General features: G+C 74.6%; 16 protein-coding genes. 7 read left to right on the forward strand and 9 right to left on the reverse strand.

The genetic code is table 11. From position 1 onward, the window contains the following. Position 1: 1 nt before the first annotated feature. The 8 genes from PHK61_RS01770 to PHK61_RS01805 all read right to left on the reverse strand — a co-directional run bounded on the left by PHK61_RS01770 (position 2) and on the right by PHK61_RS01805 (position 9,447). A complete protein-coding gene (locus PHK61_RS01770; RefSeq protein WP_274279239.1) occupies positions 2 to 769 on the reverse strand; it encodes a DUF5995 family protein in 768 nt (255 codons plus the stop codon). After that, complete coding sequence (locus PHK61_RS01775) at positions 762 to 3,956, reverse strand: helix-turn-helix transcriptional regulator (protein ID WP_274279240.1); 3,195 nt, start codon at positions 3,954 to 3,956, stop codon at positions 762 to 764. Before PHK61_RS01775 ends, PHK61_RS01770 begins: the two co-directional genes overlap by 8 nt. A 274-nt stretch (positions 3,957 to 4,230) precedes the next feature. Then, positions 4,231 to 5,388, reverse strand: a complete 1,158-nt coding sequence (locus PHK61_RS01780) for a cobalamin-independent methionine synthase II family protein (protein ID WP_274279241.1) — start codon at positions 5,386 to 5,388, stop codon at positions 4,231 to 4,233. Positions 5,389 to 5,424: 36 nt separating this feature from the next. After that, positions 5,425 to 5,586: a hypothetical protein gene (locus tag PHK61_RS01785; RefSeq protein ID WP_274279242.1), complete on the reverse strand. Its 162-nt coding sequence runs from the start codon at positions 5,584 to 5,586 to the stop codon at positions 5,425 to 5,427. A 72-nt stretch (positions 5,587 to 5,658) separates the two neighbouring features. Continuing rightward, positions 5,659 to 6,474, reverse strand: a complete 816-nt coding sequence (locus tag PHK61_RS01790) for an IclR family transcriptional regulator (protein ID WP_274279243.1) — start codon at positions 6,472 to 6,474, stop codon at positions 5,659 to 5,661. Continuing rightward, a complete protein-coding gene (locus PHK61_RS01795) occupies positions 6,471 to 7,583 on the reverse strand; it encodes a histidine phosphatase family protein (protein ID WP_274279244.1) in 1,113 nt (370 codons plus the stop codon). Before PHK61_RS01795 ends, PHK61_RS01790 begins: the two co-directional genes overlap by 4 nt. Next, positions 7,580 to 8,518, reverse strand: a complete 939-nt coding sequence (locus tag PHK61_RS01800; RefSeq protein WP_274279245.1) for a catechol 2,3-dioxygenase — start codon at positions 8,516 to 8,518, stop codon at positions 7,580 to 7,582. The genes PHK61_RS01795 and PHK61_RS01800 overlap by 4 nt, the downstream gene beginning before the upstream one ends. A gap of 14 nt (positions 8,519 to 8,532) precedes the next feature. Continuing rightward, positions 8,533 to 9,447, reverse strand: a complete 915-nt coding sequence (locus PHK61_RS01805) for a catechol 2,3-dioxygenase (protein WP_274279246.1) — start codon at positions 9,445 to 9,447, stop codon at positions 8,533 to 8,535. Positions 9,448 to 9,572: 125 nt separating this feature from the next. Between PHK61_RS01805 and PHK61_RS01810 the strand changes: the two genes are divergently transcribed. The 7 genes from PHK61_RS01810 to PHK61_RS01840 all read left to right on the forward strand — a co-directional run bounded on the left by PHK61_RS01810 (position 9,573) and on the right by PHK61_RS01840 (position 14,158). Beyond that, positions 9,573 to 10,316: a hypothetical protein gene (locus tag PHK61_RS01810; RefSeq protein ID WP_274279247.1), complete on the forward strand. Its 744-nt coding sequence runs from the start codon at positions 9,573 to 9,575 to the stop codon at positions 10,314 to 10,316. Then, positions 10,313 to 11,104, forward strand: a complete 792-nt coding sequence (locus tag PHK61_RS01815) for an IclR family transcriptional regulator (RefSeq protein WP_274279248.1) — start codon at positions 10,313 to 10,315, stop codon at positions 11,102 to 11,104. Before PHK61_RS01810 ends, PHK61_RS01815 begins: the two co-directional genes overlap by 4 nt. Beyond that, on the forward strand, positions 11,105 to 11,905 hold the full coding sequence (locus PHK61_RS01820) for a 2-keto-4-pentenoate hydratase (RefSeq protein ID WP_274279249.1): 801 nt from the start codon (positions 11,105 to 11,107) through the stop codon (positions 11,903 to 11,905). It begins immediately after the preceding gene. Further along, on the forward strand, positions 11,905 to 12,672 hold the full coding sequence (locus PHK61_RS01825) for a 2-keto-4-pentenoate hydratase (RefSeq protein ID WP_274279250.1): 768 nt from the start codon (positions 11,905 to 11,907) through the stop codon (positions 12,670 to 12,672). Before PHK61_RS01820 ends, PHK61_RS01825 begins: the two co-directional genes overlap by 1 nt. A 17-nt stretch (positions 12,673 to 12,689) precedes the next feature. After that, a complete protein-coding gene (locus tag PHK61_RS01830) occupies positions 12,690 to 12,893 on the forward strand; it encodes a 2-hydroxymuconate tautomerase (RefSeq protein ID WP_274279251.1) in 204 nt (67 codons plus the stop codon). Then, complete coding sequence (locus PHK61_RS01835) at positions 12,890 to 13,231, forward strand: Rieske (2Fe-2S) protein (protein WP_274279252.1); 342 nt, start codon at positions 12,890 to 12,892, stop codon at positions 13,229 to 13,231. Before PHK61_RS01830 ends, PHK61_RS01835 begins: the two co-directional genes overlap by 4 nt. Before the next feature lie 81 nt (positions 13,232 to 13,312). After that, positions 13,313 to 14,158, forward strand: coding sequence for a proprotein convertase P-domain-containing protein (locus PHK61_RS01840; RefSeq protein WP_274279253.1), 846 nt, complete (start codon positions 13,313 to 13,315; stop codon positions 14,156 to 14,158). A 39-nt stretch (positions 14,159 to 14,197) separates the two neighbouring features. On the opposite strand, the gene PHK61_RS01845 is transcribed toward PHK61_RS01840, so the two are convergent. Continuing rightward, positions 14,198 to 14,437 (reverse strand): hypothetical protein, encoded by a 240-nt coding sequence (locus tag PHK61_RS01845; protein WP_274279254.1) that lies wholly within the window; start codon positions 14,435 to 14,437, stop codon positions 14,198 to 14,200. Between the last annotated feature and the right edge of the window lie 22 nt (positions 14,438 to 14,459).

The following is a 14,459-nucleotide window of genomic DNA, read 5'->3' on the forward strand; positions in this document are numbered from 1 at the left end:
CCTAGAGGAACAGCTCGGCGACGCCGGTGGCCAGGGAGTCGAGCGCCGCGGTCGGCGCCACGCGGTAGTGGTGGGGATCGGCGTGGCGCCGCGCCCACATGAGCTCGGCGAAGGTCCACGCGACGTCACGCGTGCCCGAGACCAGGATGTTGCCGACGAAGTTCCCGAGCCCGTCGACGATGCCGCCGTCGGGTCCCCACTTCGTCCACGGCACCTCGTTCTCCTCGCACAGGGCGTCCATGTTGTTGCGGAAGATCGTGTTGATGGCCTCGTAGTCGGCGTACTGGGCGCTGGTCGTCGCCAGCGGGGTCGGGTTGTCCTCCCAGACGTCGAGCAGGGCGAACGCGAGGTCGAAGTTGACGTGCGCGTTGACCCCGACGACCGAGAACTGCCACTCCTCGTGGTCGTCCTGTCGCCTGTCGAACAGCACGTCCCAGCAGCCCGGCGCCGTCGGCCGGGCGTGCAGGTGGTCGTCGAGGGCGACGAGGTAGCGCCGTGCGAACGCGACGTCGAGCTGCAGGATGAACTCCCCGCAGTGGAACAGCGCGCCGCGCTCGTACTCGGCGAGCACGTCCTGCGTGATCGTCAGGTACAGGTCGGAGAAGCAGGCGATCCCGTCGCGGTGCCGGTCGCCGGTGCCCGCGAGGCCGTCGGCGACGTCGCGGAGCTCGCGGAGGGCCGTCACGACGCCGGGGACGTCGGTGGGCCGCCGGGCGGCCAGCGGCTTCAGCAGGGTCTGGTTGCCGACCAGGGTCTGGCGTTCAGGCACGGGGACCTCGTTCCGGGCCGGTGGGACGCGCGCGGACGCGCTGGAGCAGGGCGGCCGCCTGGGTGCGCGAGCGGGTGCCGGTCTTGGCGAGCACCCGGGACACGTGGACGGCGACGGTGCGCTCGCTGATGTAGAGGCGGTGGGCGATCTCGCGGTTGGACAGCCCGTCGGCGAGGACGGCGAGGACCTCGTGCTCGCGGGTCGTGAGCGCGGCGAGCTCGGGGGCGCGGCGAGCGGCGGCCGTGTCCCCGGCCGCCGTGGTCGCGACCGGGGCGTCACCCGCGTGGGCGATGTCCAGGCGGGCCCGGCGGGCGAGCCCGGCGATCTCGTCGAGGAACGGCCCGGCGCCCATGGCCGTCGCGGTCCCGGCCGCCGAGCGCAGGGCGCGCGCCGCCTCGCCGCGCCGGGTGCCCGTGGCGAGCAGGGCCTCGGCGCGGCGCAGCATCGCGTAGGCGGCGGGGTAGGGGTTGAGCTGCGCGCTCCACATCTCGGCGACCTGCGCCCACGCGTCGGGGTCGGAGGCCCCGGCGGCGCGCCCGGCCTCGGCGCGGCACATCCGCACGTAGGCGAGCACCGTGCGGCGCAGCGCCGGCACGGTGTGGGGAACCCGCCGCTCGAGGTGCACGACGTGGCCGGCGAGGCGCTCGAGTGCGGCGCGGTCGCCCGCCATGCCGCGGGCGGCGGCCTCGGCCTCGGCGCGCAGCCCGTGCCAGACGAGCGGGGCGACGAGGAACACGTCGTCGGGGGTGTGCTCGGCGACGTCGAGGCCGCGCGCGACGAGCCCGCGCGCGAGGTCCGGGCGCCCGCGCCACATCTCCACGCCCGAGCGCAGGGTCAGCAGCGGCACGCGGTAGCGCGAGGCGACGGTGCCGCGGCGGGGCGGGGCCGGGGATCGGCCGGGCTCCTCGGGGTGCTCGTCGGCGTCGTCGGGAGCACCGTCCTCGCCCGTGCCGTCGAGGGCGAGCAGGTCGACCGCGCGGAGGTCCTCGTCCGCCTCGACGAACTCGCCGCGCCCCACCTGGAGGCGGCAGCGCGCCAGCCGGACCTCGAGCGCGTCGGCCCCGGTGGGCGAGAGCGCCCAGGCCTCGTCGACGGCGTCCGAGGCCTCCGACCAGCGCCCGAGGCGGAACAGGCCGTTCGCCGCGGTCGCGAGCAGGCGCACGCCGGCCGAGCGGGCGAGCCCGAGGTCGCGCATCCGGGCCACACCCTGCCGCGCGATCTCGACGCCCTCGTGCAGCTCGCCCAGCGGGCCGGACAGGAGGTCCGCCCAGGCCTGGTAGGCGCGCCCGACCGCGGCGGCGTCGCCCGTGCGCTCGGCGATCATCAGGCCGTCCGCGACGGCGGCGAGCCCGGCGTCCGGGTTCTCCAGGTACGCGAGCGCCGACCCGAGCGTGGCGAGCATCGGCGCCTGCTCGGCCTGCTCGCCCCGGCGACGCGACACCGCGAGCGCCCGCTCGGACTCGTGCTGGGCGCCGCGCACGTCGCCGGTGATCAGCAGCGCCTCGGCGTGCGCGGCGTGCACCGCGGCCAGGGCCGGGTCGTCGCCGACCCGATCGGCGGCGCGCCCGGCGTCGTGCAGCACGGCCACCGCGTCGCCGGTCCGGCCCGCGTCGAGCAGCGAGCGTCCGAGTCGCACGACGGTCGGCAGCTCGGCGCGCCCGGCGGTGGCGGGGTCCGGGACGAGGCGGCGCAGCAGGTCGACCGCCGCGTCGTACTCGCCGGCGAGCCGCGCGGTGTCGGCGGCGCGGGCGAGCAGGGCGCCCGCCTCCGGGTCGTCCCCGCCCGCCGGGGGCAGGGCCGGCGGGCGGTGGCCGGGCAGCACCCGCGCCGACCGCGGCGTGGCGCGCGCCGCGGCGAGGGCGAGCGCCGCCATCCACTGCCGGTGCGCGGTGCCGAACTCGTGGATCTGCTCGGCGACGTGCGCGGCGTGCACCACCGCGGGCAGCGCGCGCTCGGGGTCGTCGGCGCGGGCCCAGTGGTGCGCCCGGCGCAGCGACGCCGCGGGCGCGAGGTCCCCGACGTCGCCGAGGACGGTGTCGTAGGCCAGGGCATACCGGCGGTGCAGTCCCCGGCGCTCCCCGGGCATCAGCTCGCCGGCGACCACGTCGCGCATGAGGCCGTGGCGCAGCGCGTACCCCTCGACGTCCGGGTCGACGACGACCATCGCGGCCTCGGCCGCCTCGCGCAGGGCCGCGAGGAGGTCGTCCTCCTCGCCGCGCACGACGTCGGCGAGCAGGCGGTGCGGCACGGGTTCCTCGCCCAGCGCGAGGGCGGCGACGACGGTCTGCGCGAGCGGGCGCAGGCCCGCGAGCCGGCCGAGCACGAGCCCGCGCAGTCCGGGGGAGAGGCCGTCGACGGCGCCGTCGGCGACCGCGGCGAGGGTCTCGGCGACGATGAACGGGTTGCCCGCCGAGCGCCGCCACACCAGCTCGCTCAGCGCGGGGTCGCCGCCGGCGTCGCGCACGATGCCCTCGACCCGCGGGCGGGGCAGCGGGGCGAGCTCGATCGCGCGCACGGCCCGGTCGCGGGCGAGCTCGGGCAGCATGCGGCGCAGCGGGTGTGTGGCGTCGAGCGCCTCCGAGCGGGCGGTGGCCACCAGCAGGACCCGCTCGTCGGTGAGGTGCGCGACGAGGGAGACGACGAGCTCGCGGGTGGTGCGGTCGGCCCAGTGCAGGTCGTCGACGACGAGCAGGACGGGGGCCTCGGCGGCCAGGGTGGCCAGCACCCGGCGCACCAGCTCGAGCAGGTGCCCGCCCGACGGCGGCGTCGCGCCGGGCCCCGGGTCCAGCAGCGGCGCGAGCTCGTCGCGCCAGGGCTCGAGCGCGGCCCGCGCGGTCAGCACGGCCGGCGCGACCCCGTCGGGGGTGCCGTCGGCGGCGCTGCCGGGACCGCGCAGCAGGCGGCGCAGCCCGGTGGCGACCGGCCAGAGCGGCAGCTGCTCGCCCACGTCGACCGCGGCACCGGAGATCACGACCCCGCCGTCGGCCTCCGCGCGCTGCGCCAGCCCCTGGACCAGCCGCGTCTTGCCGGCCCCGGCGTCGCCGGTCAGGAGCACGGTCAGCGCGCCGGTCGTCGTGGCCCGCTCCCAGCACCGCGCCAGGACGGCGGCGTCGGCCGCCCGCCACGGCGGAGGGTCGGTGACGGCGGTGCCGTCGCCACCCCCGTCCGACACCCCCTGACCTGGCACGGAGACGACGCTAGGCGCGCGCGAACGGCGGCGTCCAGCGGCGTACGCAGGCGACCCGCCGGGCTAGTCAATTCTTCTGATGTGCCGCTCGGCGCGATCCGCGAGGCTTCCCCTCGAGGGCGGGACGACGGTCGTCGGGGGACCGGAGTGGTCGCTCGGACGTCCTCGCGCTCGCCCGGGATCCCGTTGTCCGGGCGCGCGACGGGAGGGGGAGGCGGGGGCTTCCGGCGCCCGGGGGGACGCCGGCGGCGCCCCCGCCTCCCCTCTCCGCGCGTCAGCTCCAGAGACGTCGGGTGGCGATCTCCGCGCCCGCCGACAGCGCCCGGAACTTCTCCCACACCACCGTCGGGTGCACCTCGGGGGCGTAGCTCGCGCGCGAGGAGAAGCCGCAGTCGGCGCCGGCGACGACGTTCTCCTTCCCGACCACCGAGGCGTACCAGCCGATCATGTCGGCGATCAGCTCCGGGTGCTCCACGTAGTTCTGCGCGTGGCCGAGCAGCCCCGGGATGAGCACCGCGCCGTCGGGCAGCGGGAGGTCCTGCCAGACCTTCCACTCGTGCATGTGGCGGGGGTTGGCGACCTCGAAGGAGTAGCCCCCGGCGCGGATCCCGAGCATGTAGGGGGCGACCTCGCCCATGCCGATGTCGTGGATCCGGGGCCCGTGGTTGAGGCCGTAGCAGGTGTGCAGGCGGATCTTCTCGGTCGGGATGCCGCGCAGGCTGTGGTTGACGATCTCGGCGTGCTCGCGGGCGGTGCGGTCGCGCTCGGCGGGCGCGAGACCCGGGTCGGAGAGGATCTCGATGAGCCACGGGTCGTCGATCTGCAGCAGGAAGCCGGCGTCGACGATCGCCAGGTACTCCTCGCGCAGCGCCTCGCCGACGGCCTCGTAGTACTCGCGGTCGCTGGCGTAGTACTCGTTGCGCCCGAAGCCGCGCGGCGAGGTCGACGGCATGAACGCCTCGACGACGCCGGACACCCCGGCCAGGGCCTTGTGCAGGTTGGCGAGGTCGGTCTGCAGCTCGTCGTGGCCGGTGTAGCTCACCGGCCCGACGCACGCGACGCTCTGCATCGGCGCCACCGTCTTCGCGTACTTGCCGAGGTAGCCCTCGTAGTACTCGGGGAACGCGTCGATCTCGACCTGCCAGGACGGCGGGAGGAGCCGCTCGCCGGAGTCGGGGGAGAAGCCGTCGAGCCGGCGCTGGACGTAGGTCGCGAAGCTGACCTTGCCCATCTCGCCGTCGGTGACCACGTCGAGCCCGACCTCCCGCTGCCGGGCGACGACGTCGGCGACGGCCTCGGTCACCTGCCGGGCGAAGAGGTCGGCGTCGTAGGGACGCCCGTGCTCCTTCTCCCGCATCGTGTCGAGCAGGGCCTCGGGGCGGGCGAGGCTGCCGACGTGGGTCGTCAGGACGCGGTCGGTGCTGCGCTGCATGGACCCGACGCTAGGAGCGCGGCGGGGAGGCGGGCATCACCTCGTTCCGGTGCGGCGAACGGTCGTCACGATGCCGGCGAGCACCACGTCGACGCCCTCGAGGAACCGCTCGCGGTCGTCGTGCCCGCGCATCTGGTCGGCGACGGTCCGCGTGAATGAGTACGCCTCGGGGTCGAGCTCCTCCCAGGTCGTCGACACGGCACCGAGGCCTGGCGCTCGTCGCGCACCCGGGCGACGTCGAGGCCGCGGCGTTCACCTCCTGAGGCTCGCTCAGCCCCGGGCCCGCTCCAGGTCCGCCGAGATCCGCGCCGCGGCCCGGCGCACGCCCTGGACGACCGCCGGCTTGCGGGGTCCGAGGACGCGCGAGGTCGGCCCGACCACCGACAGCGCGGCGACCGGGTGCGGGCGCCCCTCGCGGGTGAGCGTGATCGGCGCGGCGATCGACGACCAGCCGGGCTCGAACTCCTCGCGGGAGGTCGCGTAGCCCTGATCGCGGGTGATCGCGAGGATCTGCCGGTAGCGCAGCGGGTCGACCACCGTGAACGGCGTGTACCGCCGCAGCCCGCGCTCGAGGATCGCCGTGATGAGCGCCGGGTCCGCGGCGGCCAGCACCCGGCCCGCGCTCGACGAGTGCGCCGGGTTGCGGCGGTGCTCGCTGCGGAAGCGGACGTTCATGCCGGCCGCCTCGGCGCGCTCGACGTAGAGCACGTCGGTGCCGACGCTGACCCCGAGCTGGATCGTCTCGCGCAGCAGCTCGCGCAGGTCGCCCATCGCCGGCAGGGCGACGTCGCGCAGCATGAGACGGTCGACGGCGAGCTGGCCGTACTCGAACAGCCGCAGGCCCAGGCGGTAGCGCCCCGAGCCGGTGCGCTCGAGCAGCCCGCCGGTGGCCAGGGCGGCCAGCATCCGGCAGGCGGTGCTCTTGGCGATCCCGAGCCGGGCGGCGACCCGCGTCGCCCCGAGCTCGGCCTCGTCGGCGAAGCAGTCGAGCACCGAGACCGCCGTCGAGACCGACCGCAGCGGGGAGTCGTCGTCGCCGGGTCCGCCGGCGTCGAGGTCGAGCGGGGGGAGGGACAGGACGGTCATCGACTCGGGCCTCCCGCATCCTCTTCCCATTGTGGGAACTCGTCCGGCGGCGGCACGTTCACCTCGGTCACGCGGTTGCGGTAGGAGACGAACGCGCTCCGGGCGCCCTCACGGACCTTGATCCGGATCTCCTCGGTGTTCAGCGGCTCGCCCGGGTCGTAGCCGTGGGCCCAGGTGGCGAAGGCGCGCATCGGCCCGGAGTGGGTCGCGGCGAGGATGCGGCGGTGGGTCAGCGAGCCGTCGGGCCGCGTCGACTCGGTGATCAGCCGGTGGAACCCGCGCCAGAACCGGCGCACGCACATCGCCGGCGGCTCGAAGTACATCATCGGGATCGTCAGCCACTCCTGGATCGGGTCCGCCCCGCCCAGCTGGGTCCGGTAGAAGCGGTCGATCTCCACGAGCCAGCGCGGGCGGTCGCCGACGGCGAGCCGCTCGAGGGTCTCGTTGGTGGCCTGGTACTGCCGGAACGCCGAGGTGACGTCGCGCAGGCCGTCGGGGGTCCAGACCCCGAAGTTGCGCAGCTCCGGGATGGGCTCCTTCTCGGTGATCTCCGCGTCGATGCCCCACATCTGCAGGCCGTCGGTGACCCCGTTGTAGAGCTGGTCGGCGGTCTGGCGCGCGCGGTTGGTGTCGGCGCAGACCAGGCGGACCCGGTCGCCGTGGTCGAAGCGGCGCGCGAGCTCGTGGCCGCGCCGGTGGGCCTGCCAGCCGCCCATCGGCGTGAGGCCGGCGTCGGTGGAGTAGCCCTGGGTGATGCCGTGCCGGATGATCGAGATCTCGCAGACGATCTTCTCGGACGCGCGGCGCTCGACGGGTGCGGCGACCTCCTTGCCGCGGCTCGCCTCGGCGAGCGCGGGGGTGAACTCCTGGCCCTCCCAGGAGACGGTCCCCGTGTCGGCGGGCGCGGACCCGCGCTCGCGGAAGCGGCGCAGGTAGAGCGGCGTGCTTGCCTGGTCGGGGTTCTGGCTGGGCTCCGGCGGGGCGACGGGGGCGGCGGCCTCGGGAGCGGACTTCTCGGCTCCGCGGCGCGAGCGGTAGCGCGACAGGTAGTCCGGGGCCTCGTAGCGGTGCACCGAGCGGGCGTCGGGCCGCTGTTCGGTGCCTGTCACGAGTGCACCGTGAAGAAGCGCTCGTTGACCTGGCGGTGGTAGTAGAAGATGGCCCGCCCCATCTCCTCCTCGGTCCAGGTGATCGGCTCGAAGTCGGGGTCGACCCAGTAGCCGCCGGTGAAGAGCTCGTTGCGGTTGCCGGCCGGGTCGAAGAAGTAGGTCGTGTACCCGCGGGTGACGCCGTGGCGCGTAGGGGCCACGTCGATCGTCACGCCGTGGTAGGCGAGCGCGTCGGCGGCCTCGCGGATGCCGTTCCAGTCGTCCAGCCAGAACGCGAAGTGGTGCAGCGCCCCGTTCGGTCCGGTGATCACCGCGATGTCGTGCGGGGTGTGGGAGTGCTCGAGGAACGTCGCGAGCTGGTGCCCGTCGTTGGCGAGGATCTGCTCGGTGAGCCGGAACTCGAGCAGCTCGGTGAAGAACGCGGTGAACGCCTCGACGTCCTCGGCCATCACGAAGACGTGGTCGAGGCGCGGCGGCGCGATCCCGATGAGGTCCTGCGGACGGGGCGGCGGGTTCGTCCTCGGCAGCATGTTGCCGATCCGCTCGGTGCCGTGGGTCAGCTCGACGAGGTGGCCCGACGGGGCGTCGAAGCGGATCGCCTCGCCCCAGCCCGGGCCCAGCTCGCGGGCGGCGAAGCGCTTCACCGGCACGCCGGCGGCCTCGAGCCTGCTCGTGAAGTGGTCGAGGTCCGAGGCCTCGTTGAGCTTGAACGACATGTGGTCGAGGCCGTAGGTGGGGGCCTCGCGCAGGATCACCGAGTGGTGCTCGCGCTCGTCCCAGCACTTGAGGAACACCCGCGGGGCACCGTCGCGCTCGTCGCGCGCGGTCTCCAGGAGGCCGAGGACCTCGGTGTAGTAGGCGGTGGCGAGCTCCAGGTCGGGGACCCGGACCTCGACGTGCTGCAACCGGATGATCCGGTCGGAGGTGGTGGCCATGGTCGACGAGTCCTTCACGTGTGCATCCGCAGGAACCGCTGGCTGATGACGTTCTCGTAGTAGAAGAGGCCCTTGCCGAAGTTGTCCTCGGTCCAGGTGAGGATCTCGGTGTCGGGGTCGACCCAGTAGCCGCCGGTGAAGACCTCGTTGCGGATCCCGAGCGGGTCGAAGAAGTAGATGGTGTTGCCGCGGGTGACGCCGTGGCGCGTCGGGCCCTGGTCGATCTGCACCCCGTTGAAGGCGAGCGTATCGGCCGCCTTGCGGATGTGGTCCCAGTCGTCGAGCCAGTACGCCCAGTGGTGCAGGGCGCCGTTGGGGCCGTTGACGATGGCGATGTCGTGCGGCGAACGGGTGTTGCCCGCGAGCCACACGCCGAGCTGGTGGCCGTTGCCGTCGAGCACCTGCTCGGTCATGCGCATCCCGAGCACGTCGATGAAGAACGCCGCCGACTCGGCCACCTCCTCGGCGTTGACCAGCATGTGGTCCATCCGCGGCGGCGCGATGCCGGGCAGGTCGGGCGGCGGCACCGGCGACGGGTTGTGCTTGCCGAGCAGGTTGCCGGTCTTCTCGATGTCCCAGACCAGCTCCATGATCTGGCCGGAGGGAACCTCGAACCGGATCGACTCGCCCTGGCCCACCGCGCCGCCGCGGCTGACGCGCGAGGTCGGGCAGCCGTAGGCCTCGACCTTCTTCTCCAGCTCGTGGAGGTCGTCCTCCTCCTCGACGCGGAAGGTGAAGGAGTCCAAGCCGGTGCGCGGGTTGTAGCGCATCCGCAGCGAGTGGTGGTCCTCCTCGTCCCAGCACTTGAGGTATACGCAGTCGTCGGTGCGCTGCACCTGCTGGAGGCCCATCACCTCGGTGTAGTACGCCGCCGAGAGATCGAGATCGGGCGTGCGGACGTCGACGTGGGCCAGGCGGAGGATTCCCATGCGAGATGCCCTTTCCGGGCGGGGCCGGCTTCCTTGACGCCGCGACGCTAACCGCCCTAGCGTTCCGGAAGGAAGACAGCGTGTTCCGACTTCCGGAACGCCGGGGCTTGACGGGAGGGGTCGTCGTGGCGGACCCGATGGCCATGCGCCGCGCGGTCGCCGGCTACGTCGAGGGCATCCACCGCGCCTACCTCCAGCAGGCCGGGACGTTCCCGCCCGCGGTGCAGGGGCGGTTGCCGCTGATCGCGGCCGGGCGGGTGACCGTCGCCGCGGTCGGCGCGCGCAACCTGCACATCCTCGCCACCACCGAGGGGCTCGGCCCGACGCGCGGCCAGGAGGTGGAGCTCCCGGGCTCCGCCGAGGGGCTCGAGTGGGTCGTGCGCTTCTACGACCCCGTGGTCGTGCCCGCGCTCGGGCTCATCGACGAGTCGGACGGTCCGGCGTCGGACGCGGTCCGCGGCGCGCTGGGCATCTCGACCGTCGTCTACCACGTGGTGACCCAGCCCGGCTCCGGTCTCTCGCCCCACCACGCGGGCCATGTCGGCTCGGGGCTGGCGAGCGCCCACTCCGCGGCCGCCCGCGACTTCGAGCGCCTGCGCGACCGGGCCCGGGGCCGCGAGGCGCTGGTCGACGAGATGGAGGGCGCCGCCGTGGCCGGGCTCGCCCGGGCCCAGATCCTGCTGGCGCGCGCCATCCGCCCGTACGACTCGGCGGTCGGCGAGGCCGTCGACGCCGCCCTGCGCCCGGGCGCGACGCCCGACCCGGACGCGGTGCGCAAGGTGCTGCTCGAGCGCTTCACCGGGACACGGAGCACTGAGGAGAGCACGCCGATGGGGGAGCTGGACCCGTCGGGGCAGGAGCCGGCGTGACCGACGCGCCGCTGCAGACGGTCACGAACGCCGCCCGGCTGCTCAAGGCGTTCCTGACGCGCGAGGAGTCGCTCGGCGTCTCCGAGCTCGCCCGCCGCCTCGACCTGGGCAAGAGCGCGGTGCACCGGCTGCTCAGCACGCTCGCCGCCGAGGGGCTCGTCGAGCAGGACCCGCGCACGGGCGGCTACCGCCTCGGGCTCGTCGTCTTCGAGCTGGGCGAGGCCGTGCGCGTGCACATGGATCTGCACGCCGCCGCCGGCTCGGTGCTGGCCCACCTGCGCGAGGAGACCGGCGAGTCCGCGCAGGTCGGGATGCTCGACGGCCACGACGTCGTGTACGTCGACCGGCTGGAGTCCAGCCACGCGCTGCGGCTGTTCACCGAGACCGGGCGCCGCGTGCCGGTGCACTGCACCAGCTCGGGCAAGGTGCTGCTCGCCTTCGCGCCCGAGCCGGTGCGCGAGCGCTACCTGGCCACGGCCCCGCTGACCCGCCACACGCCCCACACGCTGACCGACCCCGACGACCTGCGCCGCGCGCTCGCCACCGTCCGGGCCCGAGGGTGGGCCGACGCCGTCGACGAGCGCGAGGTCGGCGTCGCGTCGCTGGCCGCCCCGATCCGCGACGCGCGGGGTGCGGTCGTCGCCGCCATCGGCATCGGCGCGCCGGTCAGCCGGTTCCGCGCCATGCCCCGCAAGCGCCTGGCCCGCACGGTGGTCGAGGCCGGCGAAGCCGTGTCCCGGCGCCTCGGGTGGTCCGAGCAGGCCCCCGTACTCGAGAAGGAGAGCTGAGTGGCCGTCACCGACCCCCCGGGAGATCCAGTGAAGGCGAAGGCGCGGGCGCTGTACGAGGCGCGGCGCACGCGTGTGCCGATCGCGCCGTTCACCGACACCGAGCCCGACCTCGACATGGCCGACGGCTACGCGATCCAGCAGGAGCTCGTGCCGCTGCTGCTCGCCGACGGCGACCGGGTCGTCGGGCACAAGGTCGGCGTCACCTCCGCCGCGATGCAGAAGATGATCGGCATCGACACCCCGGACTACGGCCCGGTGCTCGCGTCGACGGTCTACCGTGACGGCGACGCGATCCCGCTGAGCCGCTTCATCCAGCCCAAGGTCGAGGCGGAGATCGTCTTCGTGCTCGGGCAGCGGCTGCAGGGCCCGGGCATCGGCCCGACCGACGTCGCGCCCGCGATCGCCGGGGTGGCCGCGGCGATGGAGATCGTCGACTCGCGCATCGCCGACTGGCGCATCAAGCTCGCCGACACCGTCGCCGACCTGGCGTCCAACGGCGCGGTGGCCGTGTCCTCGCGGCTCGTGCCGCTCGCGGGGCTCGACACCCGGCTGATCGGGATGACGTTCACGCGCAACGGCGAGCTCGTCGACACGGGCGCCGGCGCCGCGGCCCTCGGCGACCCGCTGGCCGTCGTGGCCTGGCTGGCGAACGTGCTGGGCGAGGCCGGGGTGGCGCTCGAGCCCGGGCACATGATCATGACGGGCGCGCTGCACGCGGCGGTCCCGCTGGCCGCGGGCGACGTGTTCCGCGCCGAGTTCGACCGGCTGGGGCCGGTGACGATCAGGGTGGAGGGCTGATGGCTGCCGACGTGCACGAGCTGGCGTCCCGGCTGACGAAGGCGGTCACCGAGCGCACGGCGATCGACCCGCTCACCGACGACGTCCCGGACCTCGACCTCGAGACCGGCTACGCCGTGCAGCGCGTGCTGCGCGAGCAGGCCGGTCCGCGGGTGGGCTGGAAGCTCGGGGTGACCTCGCGGGCCAAGCAGGCGCAGGTCGGGGTGTCCGACCCGGTCTTCGGGTTCCTGCCCGGCGCCGGTGCCCTCGACCTCGGCGAGCCGCTGCGCACCGGCGAGCTGATCCAGCCGCGTGCCGAACCGGAGATCGTGTTCGTGCTCGGGCGGGACCTCGCCGGCGAGCACGTCACGGCCGCCGACGTGCTGTCCGCGACGTCGGGGCTCGCCGCCGGCATCGAGATCCTCGACTCCCGGTTCCGCGACTACCGGTTCACCATGGCCGACGTCGTCGCCGACAACACCTCGGCGGCCCGCTTCGTCGTCGGCACGCCGGTGCCCGCCGCGGGCATCGACGTCCGGCTCGTCGGGGTGCTGCTGGAGAAGAACGGGGAGCTCGTGGCGACCGCCTCCGGGGCCGCGTCGCTCGGGCACCCCGCCGCCGCCGTGGCCTGGCTCGTGCGCCGGCTCGCCGCGCAGGGCGAGGGCCTGGCGGCCGGCGAGGTGGTCCTCTCGGGCGGCCTCACCGCCGCCACGCCAGTCGCTCCCGGCGACGTCGTCACCGTGACCATCGACCGCCTCGGGACGATCGAGCTGGCCTGCTCGTCCTGACCGCTCTGGAGGCTTCCATGCCGCTCGTGCAGATCACCCTCGCCCGGGGCCGCAGCCCCGAGCAGCTTGCCGCGCTGGGGGAGGAGGTCACGGCGGCCGTGACGCGCGCGGTCGGTGCGCCCGCCGAGAACGTGCGCGTCGTCGTCACCGAGTGCGAGCCGGAGCACTGGTTCGTCGGCGGGGAGTCGCTCGCGGCGCTGCGGGCCTCCGGTCGGCGGTGACGCTGGTCCGCGTCGAGGGGCCGGGGGTCGTCACCAGCGACGACGGCCGGCGCTTCGTCGTGCTCGCGGTGCCCGACGGCCTGCGCGTCGTCGACGCCGTGTGCCCGCACAACCGGGGTCCGCTCGAGCAGGGCTGGGTGCGGGACGGGGCCACGCTCGTCTGCCCCTGGCACTGGTACCGCTTCGACCTCGACACGGGGGAGTGCGCGACCTCGCCGCAGCACGTGCTCGGCGTCCACCCCGTGCGCGAGATCTCTGGCGTCACCTACGCCGACGTCGGCGAGCCGCCCCGGGAACTGTCGTGGTCGGAGCGCCTGCGGGCCCACGCGCGGGAGTGATCCGCCCGGCTCGTCCGGGTCCCCGGAACGGTGTCGCCGGGGGCGGCCTGACGACGGGTCGTGGAAGGTATGTTGCCGCGCGTGTCCTCCCCCTTCGGCGGTGGCTCCGGATCCGGTGACCCCGACCGGTCCGAGTCGTTCGGCTCCCAGCCCACCCAGTACGGGCCCACGGCTGAGCCGTCCGGGCCCCAGCCCTACTACGGGGATCCGCAGGGCGCCCCGTACCAGCAGGGGTACGGGCAGCAGCCGTACGGACAGCCGGGGTACGGGCAACAGGGCTACGGCCAGCAGGGCTACGGGCAGCCCGGCTACGGCCAGCCGGGGTACGGGCAGCAGCAGCCCTACGGTCAGCAGCCCTACGGCCAGCCCGGATACGGGCAGCCGTACGGCCAGCAGCCCTACGGCCAGCCCGGCTACGGGCCCTACGGCGGCTGGCAGCAGCAGCCGCCCCGGAAGAAGAACAAGGCGCTGCCCTGGATCCTGGGCGGCGCGGCCGTGCTCGTCGTCGCGGTGGTCGCGGTCGTCGTCCTGGTGCTGACCCTCGGCGGCGGCGCGGTCGAGGGCGCGTCCCAGCGGTCGGTGCCGATCCCCGACTCGGACCCCGTCGGCGTCACCGACACGATCACGCTCGACGGCTCGGGCACGGTCTCGGCGATCCAGGTCAACGCCACGATCAGCCACCCGTACGTCTGCGACCTCGTCGTCACCCTGCGCTCGCCACAGGGGCAGACGGTGGTGCTGTCCGACCTCGACCAGTGCGACCGCAACCGCCCGGGCCTGGCGCTCGCGCTCGACGGCAACCAGGGCGGCCCGCTGGCCCCGCTCGTCGGGCAGTCGGTCGGGGGCGCGTGGACGCTCACGGTGGCTGACCGCGTCGCCATCGACCGCGGCACGCTCGACAGCTGGAACATCACGATCGAGCGCTAGCTCGACGCCGGCGGCGCTCCGGCGAAGGGTGCCCGTCGCTCAGTGCTCCGGCTCGTGACCGATCGCCCGATCGCCGGTGGTCGTGACCTCGCCGGTCCAGTCGCAGCTCGCGCACCAGCAGTAGAACCGGCGCGCGTCGCCCTCCCAGAACTCGTTCGCGAGGCCCAGGTCGCGGGCGCAGGACGGGCAGAAACGCGGCGCGTCGCGGCGGTGGGCCTCGACGTCCGCGGCGAAGCGGCGGTCGATCCTGGCGCCGGGCGAGCCGTCGGGAACCGTCACGGCTGCCACCATCCCCTCCGGC

The organism is Actinomycetospora lutea, from assembly GCF_028737205.1.
Lineage (GTDB): Bacteria > Actinomycetota > Actinomycetes > Mycobacteriales > Pseudonocardiaceae > Actinomycetospora > Actinomycetospora lutea.

Bases quoted from the DNA above. Each gene is read 5' to 3' on its own strand.
- PHK61_RS01780 (WP_274279241.1), bottom strand. From the start codon at position 5,388: ATGCAGCGCAGCACCGACCGCGTCCTGACGACCCACGTCGGCAGCCTC.
- PHK61_RS01790 (WP_274279243.1), bottom strand. From the start codon at position 6,474: ATGACCGTCCTGTCCCTCCCCCCGCTCGACCTCGACGCCGGCGGACCC.
- PHK61_RS01800 (WP_274279245.1), bottom strand. From the start codon at position 8,518: ATGGCCACCACCTCCGACCGGATCATCCGGTTGCAGCACGTCGAGGTC.
- PHK61_RS01805 (WP_274279246.1), bottom strand. From the start codon at position 9,447: ATGGGAATCCTCCGCCTGGCCCACGTCGACGTCCGCACGCCCGATCTC.
- PHK61_RS01825 (WP_274279250.1), top strand. From the start codon at position 11,905: ATGGCTGCCGACGTGCACGAGCTGGCGTCCCGGCTGACGAAGGCGGTC.
- PHK61_RS01830 (WP_274279251.1), top strand. From the start codon at position 12,690: ATGCCGCTCGTGCAGATCACCCTCGCCCGGGGCCGCAGCCCCGAGCAG.